This window comes from Paraburkholderia sp. BCC1886, assembly GCF_900996245.1.
In the GTDB taxonomy this organism is placed as follows: Bacteria; Pseudomonadota; Gammaproteobacteria; order Burkholderiales; family Burkholderiaceae; genus Paraburkholderia.
In genome coordinates, this window is the sequence record NZ_CAAJGK010000034.1 from 35,953 (window position 1) to 55,692 (window position 19,740).

General features: G+C 58.9%; 13 protein-coding genes. 9 read left to right on the top strand and 4 right to left on the bottom strand.

Annotated elements, in window-relative coordinates; translation table 11 throughout:
- The first annotated feature begins 505 nt into the window (after positions 1 to 505).
- The gene (locus FQ746_RS04045) at positions 506 to 2,062 is read left to right on the top strand and encodes a hypothetical protein (RefSeq protein ID WP_144107636.1); all 1,557 of its coding nucleotides are present in this window, start codon (positions 506 to 508) and stop codon (positions 2,060 to 2,062) included.
- Positions 2,063 to 2,167: 105 nt separating this feature from the next.
- Here FQ746_RS04045 and FQ746_RS04050 read toward each other — a convergent pair whose 3' ends face one another.
- Entirely contained in the window at positions 2,168 to 3,145 is a 978-nt protein-coding gene (locus FQ746_RS04050; protein WP_144107637.1) for an ATP-grasp fold amidoligase family protein, read from the bottom strand.
- A gap of 44 nt (positions 3,146 to 3,189) precedes the next feature.
- Positions 3,190 to 4,110, bottom strand: a complete 921-nt coding sequence (locus FQ746_RS04055) for a GlxA family transcriptional regulator (RefSeq protein ID WP_144107771.1) — start codon at positions 4,108 to 4,110, stop codon at positions 3,190 to 3,192.
- A gap of 1,225 nt (positions 4,111 to 5,335) precedes the next feature.
- Here FQ746_RS04055 and FQ746_RS04060 point away from each other — a divergent pair.
- The 6 genes from FQ746_RS04060 (at position 5,336) to FQ746_RS04085 (ending at position 14,043) form a co-directional block, all read left to right on the top strand.
- Positions 5,336 to 7,636, top strand: coding sequence for a polysaccharide biosynthesis tyrosine autokinase (locus FQ746_RS04060; protein WP_260853892.1), 2,301 nt, complete (start codon positions 5,336 to 5,338; stop codon positions 7,634 to 7,636).
- 62 nt (positions 7,637 to 7,698) lie between these two features.
- A complete protein-coding gene (locus FQ746_RS04065) occupies positions 7,699 to 8,814 on the top strand; it encodes a glycosyltransferase family 4 protein (protein ID WP_144107639.1) in 1,116 nt (371 codons plus the stop codon).
- A gap of 3 nt (positions 8,815 to 8,817) precedes the next feature.
- A complete protein-coding gene (locus tag FQ746_RS04070) occupies positions 8,818 to 10,341 on the top strand; it encodes a hypothetical protein (RefSeq protein WP_144107640.1) in 1,524 nt (507 codons plus the stop codon).
- A gap of 78 nt (positions 10,342 to 10,419) precedes the next feature.
- Positions 10,420 to 11,442: a glycosyltransferase family 2 protein gene (locus tag FQ746_RS04075; RefSeq protein WP_144107641.1), complete on the top strand. Its 1,023-nt coding sequence runs from the start codon at positions 10,420 to 10,422 to the stop codon at positions 11,440 to 11,442.
- Between the two features lie 41 nt (positions 11,443 to 11,483).
- On the top strand, positions 11,484 to 12,800 hold the full coding sequence (locus tag FQ746_RS04080; RefSeq protein ID WP_144107642.1) for a lipopolysaccharide biosynthesis protein: 1,317 nt from the start codon (positions 11,484 to 11,486) through the stop codon (positions 12,798 to 12,800).
- A 52-nt stretch (positions 12,801 to 12,852) separates the two neighbouring features.
- The gene (locus tag FQ746_RS04085; protein WP_144107643.1) at positions 12,853 to 14,043 is read left to right on the top strand and encodes a glycosyltransferase family 4 protein; all 1,191 of its coding nucleotides are present in this window, start codon (positions 12,853 to 12,855) and stop codon (positions 14,041 to 14,043) included.
- On the opposite strand, the gene FQ746_RS04090 is transcribed toward FQ746_RS04085, so the two are convergent.
- Positions 14,019 to 14,654 carry a phosphatase PAP2 family protein gene (locus FQ746_RS04090; RefSeq protein WP_144107644.1) on the bottom strand — a complete coding sequence of 212 codons (636 nt, stop codon included), beginning with the start codon at positions 14,652 to 14,654 and terminating at the stop codon, positions 14,019 to 14,021. The two genes, FQ746_RS04085 and FQ746_RS04090, sit on opposite strands and share 25 nt — an antisense overlap.
- A gap of 82 nt (positions 14,655 to 14,736) precedes the next feature.
- Positions 14,737 to 15,987, bottom strand: coding sequence for an O-antigen ligase family protein (locus tag FQ746_RS04095; RefSeq protein ID WP_144107645.1), 1,251 nt, complete (start codon positions 15,985 to 15,987; stop codon positions 14,737 to 14,739).
- A gap of 661 nt (positions 15,988 to 16,648) precedes the next feature.
- Here FQ746_RS04095 and FQ746_RS04100 point away from each other — a divergent pair.
- Positions 16,649 to 18,148: a mannose-1-phosphate guanylyltransferase/mannose-6-phosphate isomerase gene (locus tag FQ746_RS04100; protein WP_260853893.1), complete on the top strand. Its 1,500-nt coding sequence runs from the start codon at positions 16,649 to 16,651 to the stop codon at positions 18,146 to 18,148.
- A gap of 51 nt (positions 18,149 to 18,199) precedes the next feature.
- The gene (locus tag FQ746_RS04105) at positions 18,200 to 19,576 is read left to right on the top strand and encodes an undecaprenyl-phosphate glucose phosphotransferase (protein WP_144107647.1); all 1,377 of its coding nucleotides are present in this window, start codon (positions 18,200 to 18,202) and stop codon (positions 19,574 to 19,576) included.
- The last annotated feature ends 164 nt before the right edge of the window (positions 19,577 to 19,740 follow it).

Here is a 19,740-nt window from a genome sequence, read left to right on the forward strand (position 1 = left end):
GGCCATATCTTTGCGATGCCGCAAATTTTTAGAAAGAATCCTGCTATTTGTCCGAAAGTGACTATTTTATTTGTCAAAAAATGTCGGTGTCGCGTACTATTTACCTTGATTTAGGCGACAGCGCGAACAAATTGCCGATAGATGGGTAAGGCCTGCTTTCTAGGTGAAACGTTTGCGTAAGAATTGGCTGTAATTTTCGACCGACGGTAAGAGTTGCAACGAGATCGTTTCCGGACGTATTTGTCTGCCCAGAAACGCATGGATCGTCTTCGCGCTCAGTCGGCGGCGGCGCGGTTATCCGGTTAATCCTGTTTGATTGATTCGCGTAACACCGTTTGAATCGATCTTCGATTCGAACTGGAAAACGTCCCGAAATTTTCAACCTCATCAGCACTACGAAATCCGAAGCGCTTTGCCTAGGCGCACTTGATCATTCCTAAACTCGACACTTAAAAACGCTTGAGTTTTTTAATCGAGATCTTCTCGACAGTGGACTAAATTCGCCATGATGAAACGACGTCAATTTATTAGCGGCCTAGCGGCTATCGGTGGTAGTTATCTCCTGAGCGCTTGCGGTGGTGGAGGCTCGGAAGACGCGGGTTCCAGCGCTTCGCCGGTCGCCGACGCAACGGCGCGCGCGAGCGCGACTTCGGCAAGCGGCACCACGATGCCGCCGGCCGCGTCGATTACCGACAGCACCGGCGCTGTGTGGACACTGTCGAAAGGGTCGGTCTACCGCAACGGTGTGATGCCCGGCAACAACTACAACGTCACGCTCGTGCTGTACTACAACGGCACCATCTATCACCAGGGCACGGGTGGCCAGTTCTACGCGTGGAACGGTTCGCAGTGGGTCGCCTGTAACGATCCGCGCCTCGGCGGCACCTCGGCCGATGGTACGACGCTGCCGTCGTCCGCTTACATCGTCGACAAGCAGGGTGCAATCTGGACGTTGGTGAACGGTGTCATCTACAAGAACGGCGCCACGGTCGGCAATACCTATAACGTGACGACGGTGCTCTGGTACGGCGGCAAGATCTGGCATTGCGGCACCGGCAGTCAGTACTACGTCAATGCGGAAGTGGCGGCTTGCTGGCTGGCCTGTACCGATCCGCGAATTTCCGGCGCCCCGACTGCGGGCAGCTTCTACGGCATCAACGGTCACTACGATTACACGTACACGCCCGCTCAACTCGTCACCATCCTGAAGAGCATGGGTTGCACGAGTTACCGCGTCGGCTGTACCGACGATCCGAATCAGCTGAACGCCGTGATCAAGATCGCGCAAGCGTTCCAGACTGCCGGGATCAAATTGCTGGTGCTGGTGAATCAAGGTCTGTGGGACTCGAACAACGTGTGGCTCGGCACCGAAGCAAAGGCTTACACCCGCGCCTACACGTGCGGCGCGACGGTCGCCAATGCACTGAAGGCTTACGGCGTCACGATCTACGAATGCGGTAACGAGTTGACGCGTCAGAGCGCGACGATTATCGACTCCACGAATGCCGGCACCAAGGCGGTCGATTTCAACAACACCAACTGGCCGGTGATGCGCGGCGTGATGCGTGGCCTGATCGACGGCGTGAAGTCCGCCCAACCGACGGCGAAGTGCGGTATCAACTTCTGCGTCGCGGATATCGGGGCGGCAGATGCGTTGTGGGAAGGGATGGCACCGAACGGTACCGGCGGTTATCCGAAGGTGCGCTGGGACATCACGACGTGGCACAACTACGAAGTGTATGGCGACATCTTCAACATCGGCTCCGACGGTTCGGGCCCGGGCTTCGACCTGCCGACGTATTGCAAGGCGCGCTACGGTGTCCCGTTCATCATCACCGAATGGAATACGGGCCCGGAGAAGAGCGAAGCCTACCGCGCCAACTACGTCACGACGCAACTCGGCGAGTTCTATGCGGCAAGAAAGACGCACAACATCCAGTCGGTGATGTACTACGTGCTGGATAGCGGCGACAGTACCTACGGCATCATGGTCAACGGCACGCCGTTGAGCCCGACGTACAGTGCGTTCACGAGCTTCACGGCGGCGCACGCCGACAACTGATCGCCGTCTGGTTTCATTGCAGCAAATAGAAAGGCCTGTTTCCGCGCGTGATCAACGCGGAAACAGGCCTTTTTCATAAGGCGTTCGTGTATTTTGAAGCGCGCGCTAACGACCCGCCCGTATGTTGAGCAGCTTGCCCCATTCGTAGTCGATGCCGTCGGGCGTGAACGGCAACACGCCTGCACCCGGCGTAAACGTCAGTTCGCCGAAGAAAACTTCGTTGTCCGGCGCGTACAGGTCGACTCGCACGTAGTCGAAATCTTCGGAGAGCTTTCCTGCGACTTCGAGAATCGCCGGGAGATTGGCCGGTCGCGGCGCGGGCTTTGCGCTGCGCGTGTATTCGCCGATCGCAATGTCGAGGTGATTCCAGTCGACGTCGTAGACGTCGCCATGCGTGTTCTTGCCGAAGCGGTCCGAGATCACGAGCAGATACATGATCGGTCCGCCAATCCGTCCGCCGAAGCAATGCAGCTTATAGTCCGCGGGAATTGCGCCACTGCTGTCCAGCAATAACTTCTCGAAGAAGATGCGCGGCTTGATGGAGCGATAGTGCCGCTCACGCGCAATGTCGTAGAAGTCGGTGGTTAGCCAGCGCTGCGCCAATCGTTGCAGGTGCTCGAACGAAGTGTTCGACTTGTCTCTCACGACCTCGACGAAGCTGCTGCCGTGATTGGCCTTCATCACGAAGGCGTTCGGCAGGCTCTCGAAGACATCACGCGTGAACACCTCCGGGGCGGCAATCAGCGGGACGAGATGCTTCTCGCTGAGCTTGGCCTCGATATAGCTTCGCACCGCGAGTTTGTCGGTCAACTCAACATAGCGTGGGTCGGGCCGCAAACTGCGCTGCAGGATCTTTTCATTGAACGTCGTCGGCCAGAGCAGGTTCGGGTAACGGCCAATGCACTTGTGATGCAAGAGGCTCAGAAACATGCTGTCCGGCAGCAGCGACTTTGCTGCTTCCTTGATTTTTCTTCCACGTGATGCCGGCCGGAGAACCGGATGATCCGGTCTTTGGTTTTCGTGCTGCAGTACTGCGGAATTCGCGTTGTCCCCGTCGAATTCCGCGGTTTTGATGATGGCCATTTTTCAACCTATAACAATCAGGCGGGCGAGTTCTCCCGAAGCGCTCAGGAGACTGCTCGCGACATTTCAACCGCGGGATCCCAGCACTCCTCGGGCGTGTGACGCCGCTCGCCGAGTTCGACGTGCAATTGCGCCCGGAATTGCGTAGGCGACATCCCGTACCGTTCCTTGAATAAACGACCCAGGCGGTTGCCGTCGCCCATGCCGCAGCGTCGTGCAATCTTGTCGACCGGCAAGTCCGTACTGTTGAGCATGGCGCACACCACTTCGAAACGCGTACGCAACAGGTACTCGAGTGGCGTCATGCCGAATTCGACCTTGAAGCGGCGCTGGAAATTGCGCTTGCTCATTGCTGCTGATTCGGCGGCCTGCGCAACCGAAATAGGCTTGCTGTAGTTCTCCTTGATCCAGCGGGCCGACTCGCGAATCTTCTCTGTCGTCGTCACGATGCTGGTGTCGTCGAGCTCGACCTTCGCGTGATCGATGAAGCTCGCGTGCAGTACGCGTGCAATCTTTCTCGCTGTCTCGACGCTGAGGTCGCGCTCGATCTGTGCGAGTGCGAGGTCGGTCGGTGCGACGCTGCCTGTGCGTGCGCCGCCGAATCCATCGTCGAACAGGAAGATCGGCACAGTGGACTGCAATGGATTCTTGCAGACGGCGGCGAGATTAGCGCCTTGCCGGATGCCGAAGGAGGCGACGGAGGCCTGACGGGTGATCCACGCGAGGAACCGGTCGTTCGACTCCACGGTCGCGGTGGCATCACGACAAGCCACGAAGAACGCATGAAAGTCTGCGAGGCTGAAGCGATCGAGTTTCTGCGTCCATATAGCAATGCCGGACGAACTGGTGACGAGACCACCTTCGTTGGAAAGCACGGAGAGCTGATACGGCGTTGCTGCGCGATCGGCCTGTTCGAATTCATTGGCAAGACGGAAAGCGTCGCCGATCGCGCCGGCGGTCGACATGGAGCATTCCTGAAACACCAGCAGGCCGATCTGTCTGGCCGGTTGCAATTCCGCCTGCTGTGATTTGCTGTGCGACTTAGGAAAATCAGTGAAAGTCATCACGCTTGGTTCTCCATAGAGCTAATTCAATCCACGTGCTGAGCTTAGCGTGACTAAATGTGCGAATCGATGTTGGCGGTTTAGCGCCGATGTATTGTCGTAATTGTCCGAATCGAAGGAATAGTTACCTTTAAAGCCCGCTAAACTCAATTAAAATTGTCACATTTAAAGTAAAAATTACCGTATTGAGGTGGTTGGTCAAACCGGTATGGATCTGGCGCCGATTCCCGTGCGGTGCCGATTCCACAAGGGATGCGGCACTAAATCCAGCTTCTCAATGCAATAAATCGAACTAATCCGACATGTTGAATGGCATCGGCAAAGAAATGGGCGCCGTATAACTCTGTTACATTAATTGCAGATCGCAACAACGCTTTCCCGTCATTTCTGCATGGGTAAACGATTCAACTTAATCGGCCAATAACACCCGAATTTGGGCCGAACGTAATTTCCGACTAGCCAGACGCCTATGCTTCACTGCAACATGCATTGGAAATTGCGGTGTGTGAATTGATCGGTCGCTAAAGTTCGCAGCTTGAGTAATTCATTGAATACGCCGGTTTCACGGCTGGACGGACGTCCGGCCGGTCGACCGCAGTCGCCGCAATCGACCGCCACATAAGGCGGTCACCGTTCTCTTACAAGGTCCCGGTCGATTTCCAGCCGGTACCAATCCACCAGATAAATCTTTTCGGCGCGCGTGTTCAGGCGTGGATGAGTGATTTCTGGATCAGACAGCCAGACCGATTAATACGCATTTTGCGTTGTTTCAACATTTGTATTACGAATTCAATGCGAGGTTATGAATGGATATAAAGCGCCAACCGATCGGATCAATGAACGAGCAATGTCGGCATGACTCGAACAGGGTATTTGCACGTGGGGCGCTTTCAATATGCTGACTTCTATCGTTCAGACAAAACCGGCCGCCCGGCATTAGGCCGATTAAGCCAAGACGTACCCGCGGCGCCGTGAAAACTGGCTGACGTGCTTTGGCCGCAGGCGGCTCCAGATCGCGAACTGGTGGTGCAGCAGAGCAGTAATGAAAATCCCTCTGCCCATCGAACATGGAAGGATCACACCGGTGGACTACTACCCTCAAAACGCTCTCCCCTCCGCTCCCAGTATGGAGCGCGGTCAACTTAGCGTGAGCGCGATGCTCACTTTGATGCGAGACCATATCTGGGAGATTCTGGCGACGACGGCAGTCGTGCTGATGCTGGCCGTTGCTTATCTTCTCATCGCCACGCCGATCTATTCCGCCGACGTTCTGGTACGGGTCGATCCGCCGGAAGCCAATGCACTCGGTCTCGCGATCCAGACAGAAGAAGCGTTGCCTCCGCCGGCGCCTGCTCCGGTTACCGAAATGGCCGTGATGCAAAGCCGCTCGGTGCTCGAACCGGTGATCCAGAAGTTCCGCTTCGACGTCACGGTCACGCCGCACAAAGTGCCGCTGCTCGGCGATATCGCCGAGAAGTTTGCGACGCCGGGACATCCCGGCGCGCCCTGGCTGGGTCTGAAGTCGTTTGCATGGGGCGGAGAGTCCGTCGACATTGCATCGCTCAACGTGCCGAAAGATCTCGAAGAAGAGAAGCTGACGCTCATCGCCAACGACGCCAACTCATATGAACTACTCGGGCCTTCCGGCGATGTGCTCGTAAGAGGCGTGGCGGGTCAGCCTGCCTCCGGCAACGGCATTTCGATGCAGGTCGACAAGTTGATCGCACGTCCCGGCACGAAATTCCAGGTCGTGCGCTGGAATGAACTCGAAGCCATCAAGCGTTTCGGCGACGAGGTGAAGGTCGGCGACAAGGTAAAGGACTCCGGTCTTCTGCAGATCGAATACGTCGACAAGAGCCCGGACAAAGCCGCGGCCGTTGCGAATGCATTAGGCGATCAGTACCTGGCTGCAGCGGTGGCGAGCCGTCAGGCCAACGACACCAAGACGTTGTCGTTCATTAACGGCGAATTGCCGCGTCTGCTCACCGACCTGCGTAAATCGGAAGCCGACCTCAAGCAATTCCGCGCGTCATCGCAATCGATGCAGCCGACCAGCGAAGCGCAAGCTTATCTGCAAGGCGGCCTCGATCTCGACAAGCAGATCGCAACGCTGCAAATGCAGCGCACGCAACTGCTGGAACGCTTCCGGCCGGATAGCCGCTGGGTGCAGAGCGTCGATACGCAAATTGCCCAGTTGAATACCGCCAAGGCCCAGTTCAATGGTCGTTTTAACGGTATGCCGGCCTCCGAACGCCAGAGCGTCGATCTGATCCGCGCGCAGAAGGTGGCTGAAACCATCTATCTGGGTATGGTTCAGAAGGCCGAACAACTGCAGGTGCGTCGCGCGAGTACAACAGGTGGCGCGCATATCGTCGATTCGGCTATTCGCCCGTACAAGCCAGTGAAGCCGAAGCCCGTCGTAGTACTCGGCGCTGGAGCGGCACTCGGACTGGTATCCGGCATTCTGATGGTCTTCATGCGCCGCCATGTGATGGTCGGCGTGACGGACCCGCGCTATGTCGAAAGCCGTTTGAGTGTGCCGGTGTTCGGCGAGATTCTTTTTAGTCACCAGCAGTCTCGTCTGAACCCGAGTTCGCAAAGCGCGGCGCGTAAAGCGCTGTCGATGGCGAGCGGGGGAAATACGACGCTGCCGTTCCAGCGAAACGCGCCGAGTATCGACATGCAGGGCGCCAACGGCGAGATGGGCGCAGCGGCATTGCATTCGGGTGGCAATAAGGTACTGGCGGCGCGCTTTCCAAACGATGCATCGGTCGAAGCGTTGCGTGCGGTACGCACGTCGGTCACGCGCGATCTGGCGCATGCCCGCAACAACATTCTGATGGTCATCGGACCGACGCCGTCGGCCGGCAAGAGCTTCGTCGCCGCGAATCTGGCCATCCTGCATGCGGAGACCGGCGCGCGCGTCGTGCTGATCGATGCGGATATGCGTCGGGGTCATCTCGCGTCGTTCTTCAATCAGGGCAATCGCGGCGGTCTTGCCGAAGTTCTCTCGGACCGCATGCCGCTGCGCAATTCGCTGCGTCATACCGGCATCGAAGGCCTGTCGTTCCTGTCGTGCGGCGCACGCCCTGAAAATCCCGCGGCACTGTTGATGAAGCCGCGCTTCAAGGAAATGCTGGACCGGCTGATTGCCCAGTTCGACATGGTGATCGTCGATACGCCGCCGTTCCTGGCCGTCACCGACGCTTCCATCATTGCGAGCGAAGCAGGTGCGTCGCTGCTCGTGTTGCGCTCGGGCATGCAGAGCGAACAGGAAATCGCGGACACGGTGAAGAAGATGGAGCGCGCAGAAGGCCGCATTGCAGGCGCGGTGTTCAACGGCATTCCGCTTCGCCGCAGCACGCGTACCTACGGTTATCCGACGAATTATGCAAGCGACTTTGGGGATCTCGAAACGACGAGTTGATAGCGCCAGGCCGGAAACGGCGGGTGACCAGAAGTTCTATGACTGCGTAGCGGAGAACCTGAATGACGTTTGCCATCAACGGAAAATTTACGTCGCAACCGATTACCGGCGTGCAACGGGTTGCGTACGAACTGACGAGAGCGATGCAGATGCGCGCCACGCCGGGCGCTGAAATGGAAGTCTACGTGCCGCAGGACGCCATGGAACCCGGCACGTTCCTTAAACAGCTACGGCGTTTCCCGTGGCTGCGCGGCACGCTGTGGGAGCAGATTACGCTGCCCATCGCCGCACGCCGTACGACGCTGCTCAATTTTTGCAACACCAATCCGCTTTTCAAGCGCGGCCAGCTCGTGATGGTTCACGACATGGCGGTGTACGACATGCCGCAAGGCTTCTCGAAGAAATTCAGGCTCTGGTACCGACTGCTCTTTTCCATGCTGCCGAAGATGGAGCCGACCATTCTCACCGTGTCGGAATTCTCGAAGGCGCGCATTTGCCATCATCTGAAAGTGGATGCGTCGCGTGTCGTCGTCGTGCCGCTCGGCGCGGATCATCTGGATCGCGTGCAATCGAGTCCGGCAGTCGTGCAACGACTGGGCCTCGTGAAAGACGGCTACTGCGTGATCGTCGGCAGTCTCGATCCGCGCAAGAACCTGCAAGCGGTGCTCGACGCAGTCGAGCGGCTGGCCCATCTCGGCGATATCAAGTTCGTGGTCGTCGGCGGCCGCAACCCGCGTATTTTCAATAGCGACAAGACCGCGGCGCCTGCGGAGTCGAAGCAGGTTGTCTGGGCGGGCTTCGTGTCGGACGGCGAATTGAAAGCACTCTATGAGAATGCGGGTTGCCTGATCTTTCCGTCGCTCTATGAAGGTTTTGGTTTGCCGCCGCTCGAAGCGATGTACTGCGGCTGCCCGGTGATCGCCTCATCGCTGACGTCCATTCCGGAAGCTTGTGGAAACGCGGCGATGTACTGCGATGCGCATTCGCCGCAAGACATCGCCGAGAAGATCACGCTGATGATGACGGACAGCGAAGCGCGCCAACGCTATCGCTCCAAAGGCATCGCCCATGCACGCGAGTACCGGTGGGAACGTTCCGCCGAGCGCATGCTGGCGATTCTTTACGGCGAGACGAGCGAGCCGCTCGCCGAACTGGCGCCTAGCGCGTCCGCGGGTTAGCCGATGCTTTGGAGTCGGCTGAAGGTTCGGACTGATAGCGTCGCGGGTCGGCGCCGCGCGTTGCGGATGCTGGCGGCGCTCGCTGGTGCAGCAGTACTGCCGTTCACCCGGGCGGCGCGGGCGAATACCGCGCCCAGCTCGCTTCCGGATCCGCGCGGCGCAGGCGTTGCGAGCGCGCGCAAGATCACCGACATGATCGGCACCAACGGCTGGGCCACGTCGCCGTCCGATCTCGAGATGTGGCGCACGATGGGCCTCACCTGGGGGCGTGGGTCGGTGGGTCCGGGACAACCGGATTCGCGCGCTGAACCGCTGCGGGTCGACGAAACGGGCACGCAGTTCGATAGCAACCTGCCCTCGGTCGTGATCCGTAATAACCGCAATGGGATCGGTTCGCTGCTGTTGCTGGGCTACACCCCACGCTGGAATGCGAGCGTACCGGGCGATTCGAACTCTGCACCGGTGGATGTGCAGGTGTGGGAACGCTATGTCGATGCCGTCGTGCGCAAGTATTCGGCACCGCCCTACAACCTGCGCTACTTCCAGATCTGGAACGAGGCCGCCGGCAAGTTGTCGGGCGGCATGCCCCAGGCGACGTTCTGGCATGGTCCGGACTTCGACAAGGACGACAAGCGCTCGAAGCCTTACGAACGTGCGATGCAGGACTACGTGGAGAAGATCCACATTCCGGCCGCGAAAATCATCCGCCGCTATCACGCGTTCGTGGTTTACGGCGGGTGGCCGGACCAGGGCGGTCTCGCTAATTTCAGCAAGTGGTTGCAATACCGCAGTCCCGTACTGAACGAACGGATGCTCGACTGGGTCGACTATCTGGACACGCACTACCTGAATGTCGACGACTTCGACACGCTGTACGAGCAGTACGTGAGAAACGGTCCGGCGCGTGGCATCTGGCAAACCGAGATCGGCGACGAGTACATGAAGGACCCGCACTACTTGCCGAAGTACTTTTTCAGGTTTGCGACCTGGGCGCTCGATCGCAACTGGAACGATCCGGACAAGTACCTCTCGATGGTCTACCACTGGGACGGTTACGAGCCTTTTCGTCTCACTCACCGCGGTCCGCCGGAGCGGACTTACAACGTGTCGGGCAAGAGCCTGATCGTATTGCGGCAGACCGTCGATGGGTCGCTCGCCAGCTTCAGCGGGCCATTGCAATTCGGTCCGGGTGCCACGGGCATCGCATTACGGTCGGGCAACGACGTGGTGATGCAGGTGAATGCCGAATCGGGCTGGCGCACCGTGACGGCGTCGGGACTCAAGGCGCCGGGTTCTCGCGCGACGAGAGTCGAATGGATCGACGCGCTGAGCGGTGTCGCCGCTTCGCCCGACGACGTGACGTCCAGGTGGGAGGGAGAGATGCTGACTATCCGCTTCAGAGTGCCGGACCGGGTCAACGGGACGAACGACACGAAAGACACGAAAGACACGAATGGCACGAACGACGGGAAAGGGAACGGCAACGCTGCGCCAAAGCATCTAGCCTATCTGGTCGTGCGGGCCTGATCTCATGAAGTCCCTGAGCGCCGTAGGCAGGGACCGCAAGCTTAACTGGCTGAACTTCTCAGCAAGCGTCGAGGCATCATGAAACAACTGACTATTGTCATCTGCAACTATAACTACGAGCGCTATATCGCGACGGCGATCGATTCCGCGCTCGCGCAGGACTATCCAGGCACGCGTGTGCTGGTGGTCGACGACGGCTCGACCGACGGCTCGCGCGCGATCATCGAAAGCTATGGGACGCGACTTTCGGCGTCGTTCAAGCCCAACGGCGGTCAGGTGTCGGCCTACAACCATGCCATCTCGCTGATCGAGACGGAGTTCGCCATCTTCCTCGATTCCGACGACCTGCTGTACCCGAGCGCGGTCAGCGAGGTCATAAAGGCCTTCGGCGACGGCGTTCGCAATAACGCGTGCGCGAAAGTCCAGTTCCGCCTCGACGTGATGGACACGGTCGGCGAATCGACCGGCGCCTACGTCCCCAACTCCGAGCCGCCATCCGACTGCAAGAAGTTGCTGATGGGCGGCTGGCTCTACCCCTCGCCGCCCGCATCGGGCAATGCCTATTCGATGGATGCGATCCGTCAGGTCTTTCCGGTACCGGAATCGGCGATCAATCGCTATGGCGCGGATTTCTACGCGATCTACGGCGTGGCCCTCGTCGGTCCGGTTGCGACGGTGCCGAAATCGCTAGGCGGATATCGCGTGCACAACACGGTCAGCACGAACGTGTCGTTTGCCAATTCCGAGCAGATCACGAAGGCGCCCAAAGCCTTCAACATGCGCTGGACGATCCTCAGACAGATTGCCCATTCCCGCTTGCAGATAGAACTGCCGTTGTCTTTTTACGACTTCTCTCACGAGAAGGCGCTGTTCTGTTCGAGCGTCTACAACGCGCCGTTGCCGACGCGCTGGCGCTGGATGGTTCGCGATTCCCGCAGTTATTTGCACACCATCGTCGCCAATCCCTTCTGGAGTCTCAAGAAGAAGGTCGGCACGCTTGCCTTGTCGAGTCTTTGCCTCGTTCCCTATTCGCCGCTGTCGGACTTCGTCGTTCGCTATATCACCAACCCGCTGGCGCGCCGTCGCGTGGCCGGCCGGTAACGGTAAGAACGAAGAACTGGACCGGTTCTCAGGAGAATGGAATGGATAGACGAAAGAACGCTAGCGTCATAGCGTTTGTCTACGGCGGGTATCTGATGAGGTATGTGTACCTCATCATCGTGGTGCCGTTTTACGGGCGGATTCTGGGTGTGGCCGAGTACGGCCGGGTGCTGGCGTCCATGTCGCTGATGAACGTCATCTGGATGCTGGTGGGTTACGGATTCACGTATGTCGGCATGCGTGAAGTATCGAAAGTGCAGTCGAAACGCGAGACCAACGAGATCTACTCGTTGCATGTCAGCGCGCGGCTTCTGCTCGGTGTGTTCGGCGGTTGCATCGGCTTCGTGGCGACGCTCTGTTCGCCCGTGCTCGCAGCGCGACCGTTGATGGGTTTTCTCGCGACGGCATTAGGCGTGGTCTCTGCGCTGAATCTGGGCTGGCTGTTTCAGGGGCGGCAACGGTTTCGCACGCCGATCATGATCGAGGTGTTCGGCTTCGCGCTGAGTCTCGTGCTGGTGCTGAGTCTGGTGAGAGGGCCCGCTGATTCCGTGTGGGTGCTGGCGAGTCTGCTGGTTGCCGGCATTCTGTCGCTGATGATCTCGTACGGCCTGACCACGGCGCAACTCGGATTCCCGCGTCTGCGACTGACGGGCATCGTGCCGCTCATTCGTAATTCGACGATGTTGTTCTGCTATTCGTCGGGCTCGGTCGTGCTCACGGCGTCGTCCACTTATCTGCTGACGCTGTTGTCCACCCCGGCACAAGTGGGCTATTTCGGCGCCGCCGAGCGCTTTGCCACGATCGGCCTCGCGTTGATGGGGCCCGCGTCGCAGGTGTTTATCCCGACGATTACCCGCCAGTTATCGGAAGGCGACAAGGACGGCGCGCATATCACCACACGGCGTGGCGCTTCGTTGCTGATGGGCTATGGCCTGCTGGTCTTCTGCGGCGCGATGACCTTGTCGCCGTATGTGTTGCCATGGATTCTCGGCGCGGCATTCGAGCCGAGTGCACGCGTCCTGCAGGTATTCGCATGGATGTTTCCGTTTGCAGCCTTCAACGAGTTCGTCGCGTTCTATGTCTTCGTACCGCGCAGAAAAGACAGGTTGCTCGCGATCGTCGGTGTGATATCGGGTCTGGTGAATCTGTGCGCGGCGCTGTATCTCGCGCCACGCTACGGTGCGATGGGTATGGCGTTTGCGCGTGTGATGGGCGAGCTGACGCTCTCGGTCATGTTGATGGGCGTCATGATTCGCCTGGAACTGGTCAATCTGGTTCCCGGCGCGCAGCGGGCGGTTGGGATGGTCAGGTTTGCATGGGGCGCGCGGCCGCAGCCGGGCGCTTCGAAAGACAAATGATCCACGGTTGTTCAACGCGAAAGTTTGGGTCGCAATTTCACAGGAGGTCGAAGTGAAAGTCGCTATAGTTCACGATTGGTTGGTGGTGTCGGGCGGTGCCGAGAAGGTGCTGAAAAGTATCATCGAGTGCTTTCCAAAAGCGGATCTCTTCTCGATAGTGGATTTTCTGGAAGATCGCGACTGCGTGAAGGGAAAGTCGGTCAATACTTCGTTTATCCAGCGCTTGCCGTTTGCGAAGAAGCGCTATCGCGCGTATCTGCCCTTGATGCCGCTAGCTATCGAGCAACTGGACCTGTCCAGCTACGATCTCGTGATCTCCAGCTCGCATGCGGTGGCCAAGGGCGTACTCACCGGGCCTAACCAGGTGCACGTGAGTTACGTACATTCGCCGATCCGTTACGCGTGGGACCTGCAGCACCAGTATCTGAAGGAGTCGCATCTGGCGAGCGGCCTGAAGTCCGTCATGGCGCGCGTGCTGCTGCACTACATCCGTGGCTGGGATTCACGCTCGGCGAACGGGGTCGACCATCTGGTCGCCAATTCGCAGTTCATTGCGCGGCGAATCAAGAAGGCCTACCAGCGCGAATCCACGGTGATCTATCCGCCGGTCGATCTGAAGAACATGACGTTGCGCACGCAGAAGGAAGACTTCTACGTGACGGCCTCGCGCATGGTGCCGTACAAGCGGATCGACATGATCGTGCAGGCCTTTTCGAAAACGCCCGAACGGCGGCTGGTGGTGATTGGCGACGGTCCGGAAATGAAGAAGATCAAGTCGTTTGCCGGCGACAACGTCACGATCCTCGGTCATCAGCCTTATGAAGTGCTGGTCGATCATTTTCAAAGAGCGCGTGCATTCGTGTTTGCGGCCGAAGAAGATTTCGGCATTTCGGTAGTTGAAGCGCAGGCCTGCGGCACGCCGGTCATCGCATTCGGTCGCGGCGGCGCGCTCGAAACCGTGGTCGGCTTGCCGCACGAGCAGCCGACCGGCGTGTTCTTCCGCGAGCAGACCCCGGAGTCGCTGAACGAAGCAGTAGTCCGCTTCGAGCGCAACGCGGGTCTGTTCGATCCGAAGCAGTGCCGCCGCAATGCCGAGCGTTTTTCGACGGAGAATTTCAAGGCGTCGCTCACGAGTTTCGTCAACGCGCGACTACCTTACGGGAGTTTCGAGGAGTTCCTGCCGTACGAAGTCATCGAACAGGAATTGAGGGACGAACCTCAGTTGGCCGGCGTGGTTTCCTGAGCACGAACGAGCTGACGAAGCGGATGCAAAAATGCGGTGACGGAGGGGACATCACGATGCACTTGACGCGAGTGCGTTTCGATCAGACGTTGTAGTGGCGCAGTGTGACCGTAAGCGAGCGTGGAGACCACCAACAAGCTGACGGTAGGCCAGACAGGCCGTATGCGTTCGAACGGCGCGTCATGCGCTTTCCACAGAAAAGCGGCGGCGACACAAGCGCCGAGCACCCAGCCCGATACGACCTCGGGCCACGAGTGCGAATGGTCCATGATTCGGGCCACGCCCGTCAGCAGGCCGATCAGGGTACCCAGCGCGACCCCCGCAAACGGCGGTTGACGCCACCATCTCAGTTGCAGACTCAATGCGACGATCCAGACCGACAGCGATAGCATTGTGTGGCCGCTGATCACACGAAAGTGCAGCGCCGGCAAAGCCACGCCCCAACCCGCATAGAGAATTTTGGTCACGCCGACGACGGCCATGCCCGCGGCGAGGCAGACGATCCAGCGGATCGCGAGACGAAGACTGGATGAGGCCAACCAGCCGGCACACAGTGCTGCGACGGGCAACGTGATGGCAGCGTCGCCCAGTTTGGTGAACATGACCCACATAGGGATATTTTCTTCCTTGCTTGTCGCCAGGTGGCCCACGCACGCCTGGTGACGTGGTGGGTCATGCTCCTGAGCGCCAGGCTCAGGAGCGGGGTTCCGCGTTCGGTGCGGGTGGGGTCCGTGCTGCTGGCAAGCCCGTCACGGGGGGGCGGGAAGCAAGCAGCAACGAAACGACGAGCGAAAGGATCAGCACGTTCGACGGCGATACCAGCCGGTGTTCGGTTGCCGCCATGACCAGCAGACAGACAGATGATATCTCGACAAACCGGAACGGCGCGAAGTTCCAGCCGTGTCCCGCCAGTGCGCCCATCGCGGCGCCGCGACGGCTCCAGTCGATCATTTTCCAGAAAAACGTCAGCATCAATCCCAGACCGACCACGCCCAGCTCGGCGAGGAAGTTCAGGTAGGAATTGTGGGCGTGCGAGTCGCTATGTTCGACGGTGATATCGGTCGGCACGCCCAGTACATGGAAGTAGGAGACGACCCGGCCGATATGGTCGTCGAACGATCCGAAGCCCATGCCGACAATCGGACTTTGCTCGAAGTACCGGAGCGCGCGCGGCCACAGCCACTCATAGCGAATGTTCAGATTGGCGACTTTCGCGTCCTGGTTATGGATGTTGAAAGTAAAGCCCATATAGTCGACGTTCGGGTCGGTATGATGGATCGCCACGGCAAACGAGGCGACGATGAGCCCCGCGAGCAACGTCCCCAGCATCCAGCGTTTGCGCCCGAAGTAGAGGTAGGGCAGCGTTGCCATTGCGCCCAGCAACGAGCCGCGGCTGTAGGTGGAGAACAGCATCATCAGATTGATGGCGATCAGCGCGAGGACGAGCCGGCTGCGCTTTTGCAGGTAGCACGCTATGCCCAGACAGAACAGCATCGCGAAGAAGCCACCAGCGGCATTACGGGCAATGAAGTAGCTGCCGAAGGTATCCGTCGGGTGAGTGAAAATCTGCAGCAGGCCGCTTGTCAGCACGTAATAAGCGTACGGCGGAATATTGATGGCGACAGCGCCGATGAAGAACGCCCGCAGCAGTTTGTTGAGATCCCAACGGTGCGTATAGACACAGCCTGCAAAGATCGGCGCATACGAAATAAAGAAATTGCCGTCACGCCGATAAAAATCGAATTCGGTGAATGAGCGCGGGTCGTAAAGCAGCGTCGAAATGATGACGAGAACGGTAAAAGCGGTGAGTGGCGTAATGAATTGCGGGTAGCTTCTACCGAAGAAGCGCCACGGCAACAAAAAGATTGGAGCGAGTCCTACCGCGCTAACCGGAACCAGATTGGTCACAGTCAAAAATAGCGCAAGTAACGATATGTAAGCCATTGCCACTTCCTTCAGAAAACAAAGTAGGCGCGATCCGCACCGGACTGTACGCGCGCAAAGGTTGGGCTTGAAAGCGGGCCTGAAGTATCAGGATGTTACGGACTGCGGATAACGGCGAGGTCGAATGCGTAGCGTGTCGAATAACGCTGTGTGACGCATTGAATAGCGTCACGCTAACCGGAAGGTACCACGTGTATAGCGCCATTTCAAAGTCGAGTACTCACTGGATGTGCCGAATACCGCATTACGCAGGGACTATTTGAAAGCCGGCCCAACCACCGCGGCCAAAATCTCACCGCTTCGCGCCACAAATGCTGTGGTGCAGCGTAACGTCGCTATGATTCATCCATCGACTTCTGCTGCATCGATTCTGCCGCGCTAATCAGGCAGTCAGCGAATAGCGAACAGCAAGCGAAGACCCGATATGCACGGTTGCTGCCGCACGCGAATGGACTGCTGGAACACATCGGCGGTTTCCGAGTACAAGTCCCGTTAATACCAATGAACAGCTGAAAGGCTGGTCCCGTCCGATTGCCGGACGTCCCCGATTCGATCAACGAAACAATATCAAAGCATTTTCGGCGCAAGAACATTCGGGCGTGAAGTTGATCGCCCGGGACCGGCTGTTACGAACAGGAGCTTCTACATGATCAAGGCAACGATGGGCGTGGGTGAACTGGATATCGTCGAGACGGCCGAGCCGTCGACGGATTGCACACGACTCGTACAGGTGATTCTCGCCGGCGGCTCGGGTACACGTTTGTGGCCCGTTTCGCGCGAGCAGTTTCCCAAGCAGTTGATCGACGTGGTCGGCGACAAGACTTTGCTTCAGGCCACCATGGGACGGATGAAAGGCTTCGGCGGTGAATGGGACCTCGGGACAGGTCCGGTCATCGTCTGCGGCGCGGAGCATTACTTCACGACTTGCGAACAGGCTCGCGACAGTGGCGTCACGGCCCGCGTCGTGGTCGAGCCCAGCCGTCGCGATACGGCTCCCGCATTGACGCTGGCGGCGTTGACCGCGCAAGGCGACGGTACGGACGCGATTCTGGTCGCGATGCCCGCCGACCACGCCATCTCCGATCTCGACGCATTGCACACGGCCATCGAAGTCGCCGCCCGCTATGCGCAAACCGGCGCAATCGCAACGCTCGGCGTGCCGCCCGATCAACCCGACACCGGCTTCGGTTATATCCGCCTCGGCGATGCCTTGCACGATGGCGCTCATCGTATCGACCGCTTCGTCGAGAAGCCTGCTGCGGAACTCGCCGCGCAATACGTCGAAGCCGGCAACTACTGGTGGAACAGCGGCATGTTCGTTGTCCGCGCATCGGTCTGGCTCGCGATGATCGAACGCTTCCAGCCGGCGATTCACGCAGCGTGCGTGGAGGCCTTCAAAAGCGCGAAGACGGTCGACGGCTGCCTGATTCCCGGCACTGCGGAATTCGAACGCTCGCCTTCCGACTCGATCGATTACGCCGTGATGGAACATCTGGGCCGCTCCGACTCGCCGTTCACCGGCGTGGTCGTGCCACTCGAAGCCGGCTGGTCCGATCTCGGTTCGTGGGACGCGGTCTGGCAGGCGATGGAAAAAGACGAGTCGGGCAACGCATCGAACGGTCGTGTGCTGTTCGAAGGCGCCACGGCCACTTATGCGCGCTCGCAAGGCGGTCGTCTGGTTGCGTGCGTGGGGACCACCAACCTGGTCGTGGTCGAAACGGACGATGCAGTGCTCGTCGCCGATCGCTCCCGCGTGCAGGACATCAAAGGTCTGGTCTCGCGCATCAAGCGCGACAAATCACCCGAAGCCGATGCTCACCGCAAAGTGCGCCGCCCGTGGGGCTTTTATGACTCGATCGATCATGGCGACCGCTTCCAGGTGAAGCGCATCGTCGTGAATCCCGGCGCGCGGCTGTCCTTGCAGATGCATCATCACCGGGCCGAACATTGGACCGTCGTATGCGGAACGGCGCTCGTCACGCGCGGCGAAGAGCAGTTCCTGCTGGGCGAAAACGAGTCGACCTACATTCCGCTCGGCGTTCGTCACCGGCTCGAGAATCCCGGTTGTGTTCCGTTGCAGATCATCGAAGTACAGTCGGGCGCCTATCTCGGCGAAGACGACATCGTCCGCTTCGACGACAAGTACGGTCGCTGTGGTTGAGCGGCCGGGCAGATTCGCGATGCACGTGTGTAGGCTACCAGGGGATTGGCAATGCGACTGATAAGCGGTTTACTGGCGAGAATGTTTGACGTTGGGATGATCCTGGCCGGCGCGTACGTCGCGTCGCAGATCCGTTTCGACGTAGGCTCGCAACGCAGCTTCTATCTGGCGTTCGTTGCGTTCGCGGCGGCTTTCTCTCTGGCGGTATTCCCGGCGCTGGGCGTGTACCAGTCATGGCGTGGACGCTCCAAGCGCGTATTGACCGGACAGGTTGCACTCGGATGGCTGATCGTGCAGGCCTGCGCGATGGCGCTGATGTTCTCGCTGCATCGCATCGACTTCGTGTCGCGGCTCTGGTTCTTCTACTGGACCGGCATCTCGGGCGCCGCGATGATTGCAGGCCGCCTGGCCACTCACGTATTCCTCGGACGTGTACGCCATGCGGGTCTGAATCTGCAAACGGTTGCGGTGGCCGCGTGCGGAGAGCATTGCGACGAGATCATTCGCAAAATGGAAAAAGCGCCGGCTGCAGGCTTTCGCGCCAAAGCGCTTTACAACCTGCACTCCGGTAGCCAGACCAATACGCCGCTCGCCGTATTCGAGGAACATGCCGCATTCGCCAGGTACGTGCGTGAACAGAACATCGGCGAAGTATGGCTCGCACTTCCGCTGACGGAGGAACGAGCGATTCTCAGGATCGTCGACGAATTCCGTAATGACCTGATCAATATCCGTTTCATGCCGGACGTGCGTGCGCTCGCGTTGTTCGAAGGCAGCATTACGGACGTGCTCGGCTTTCCGTCAATCAATCTCGCCGTTTCTCCGCTTCCGCCCAACGCGTTGCTGAAGAAGGAACTGTTCGACCGGCTGTTCGCATTGGGCGCACTGCTCGCCATTTCGCCGATTCTGCTCGGCTGCGCATTGGCGGTGAAGATGAGTTCGCCAGGCCCGGTCTTCTTCAAGCAGCGCCGCAAGGGCGCCGACGGACGTGTTTTCACGATCTACAAATTCCGCTCGATGCGCATGCATGAACAGAAGCGTGGCGTGCTGGAACAGGCGACCCGTGGCGATCCGCGCATCACCCGGGTGGGCGCGTTCCTGCGCCGCACGAGTCTGGATGAACTGCCGCAATTCATCAATGTGCTGCGTGGCGAGATGTCCGTGGTGGGACCGCGGCCGCACGCTATCGAGCACGACGATCTTTATCAGAACATTGTGTCGGGCTACATTCACCGTTACCGGATCAAACCCGGTATCACCGGCTGGGCACAGATCAATGGATTTCGTGGTGAGACCGATCGCATCGAAAAGATGGAGGGCCGCGTGGAGCACGATTTGTACTACCTGCGGAACTGGTCGTTCAAGCTCGATGTAAAAATCATTTTCGCGACTGTATTCAAGGGGCTGCATCATCCTAATGCTTATTGACGATTAAGATCGAGGCTCCAGTAATACGGTACAGGAACATGTGTTGTCTGAACCGCCGCCGGCCTGTTGCAACAGGCCGGTTGGTCTTTACGCCAGCGGCGCAGCGTCGAGGACGCCGCTGGAGAACTGCCTGGACTCAAAACCAATGCCAGTAGACGTGGAAC

Bases quoted from the DNA above. Each gene is read 5' to 3' on its own strand.
- FQ746_RS04080 (WP_144107642.1), top strand. From the start codon at position 11,484: ATGGATAGACGAAAGAACGCTAGCGTCATAGCGTTTGTCTACGGCGGG.
- FQ746_RS04050 (WP_144107637.1), bottom strand. From the start codon at position 3,145: ATGGCCATCATCAAAACCGCGGAATTCGACGGGGACAACGCGAATTCC.
- FQ746_RS04060 (WP_260853892.1), top strand. From the start codon at position 5,336: ATGGAGCGCGGTCAACTTAGCGTGAGCGCGATGCTCACTTTGATGCGA.
- FQ746_RS04055 (WP_144107771.1), bottom strand. From the start codon at position 4,110: ATGTCGACCGCCGGCGCGATCGGCGACGCTTTCCGTCTTGCCAATGAA.
- FQ746_RS04045 (WP_144107636.1), top strand. From the start codon at position 506: ATGATGAAACGACGTCAATTTATTAGCGGCCTAGCGGCTATCGGTGGT.
- FQ746_RS04095 (WP_144107645.1), bottom strand. From the start codon at position 15,987: ATGGCTTACATATCGTTACTTGCGCTATTTTTGACTGTGACCAATCTG.
- FQ746_RS04090 (WP_144107644.1), bottom strand. From the start codon at position 14,654: ATGTGGGTCATGTTCACCAAACTGGGCGACGCTGCCATCACGTTGCCC.
- FQ746_RS04100 (WP_260853893.1), top strand. From the start codon at position 16,649: ATGGGCGTGGGTGAACTGGATATCGTCGAGACGGCCGAGCCGTCGACG.
- FQ746_RS04070 (WP_144107640.1), top strand. From the start codon at position 8,818: ATGCTTTGGAGTCGGCTGAAGGTTCGGACTGATAGCGTCGCGGGTCGG.
- FQ746_RS04065 (WP_144107639.1), top strand. From the start codon at position 7,699: ATGACGTTTGCCATCAACGGAAAATTTACGTCGCAACCGATTACCGGC.
- FQ746_RS04105 (WP_144107647.1), top strand. From the start codon at position 18,200: ATGCGACTGATAAGCGGTTTACTGGCGAGAATGTTTGACGTTGGGATG.
- FQ746_RS04075 (WP_144107641.1), top strand. From the start codon at position 10,420: ATGAAACAACTGACTATTGTCATCTGCAACTATAACTACGAGCGCTAT.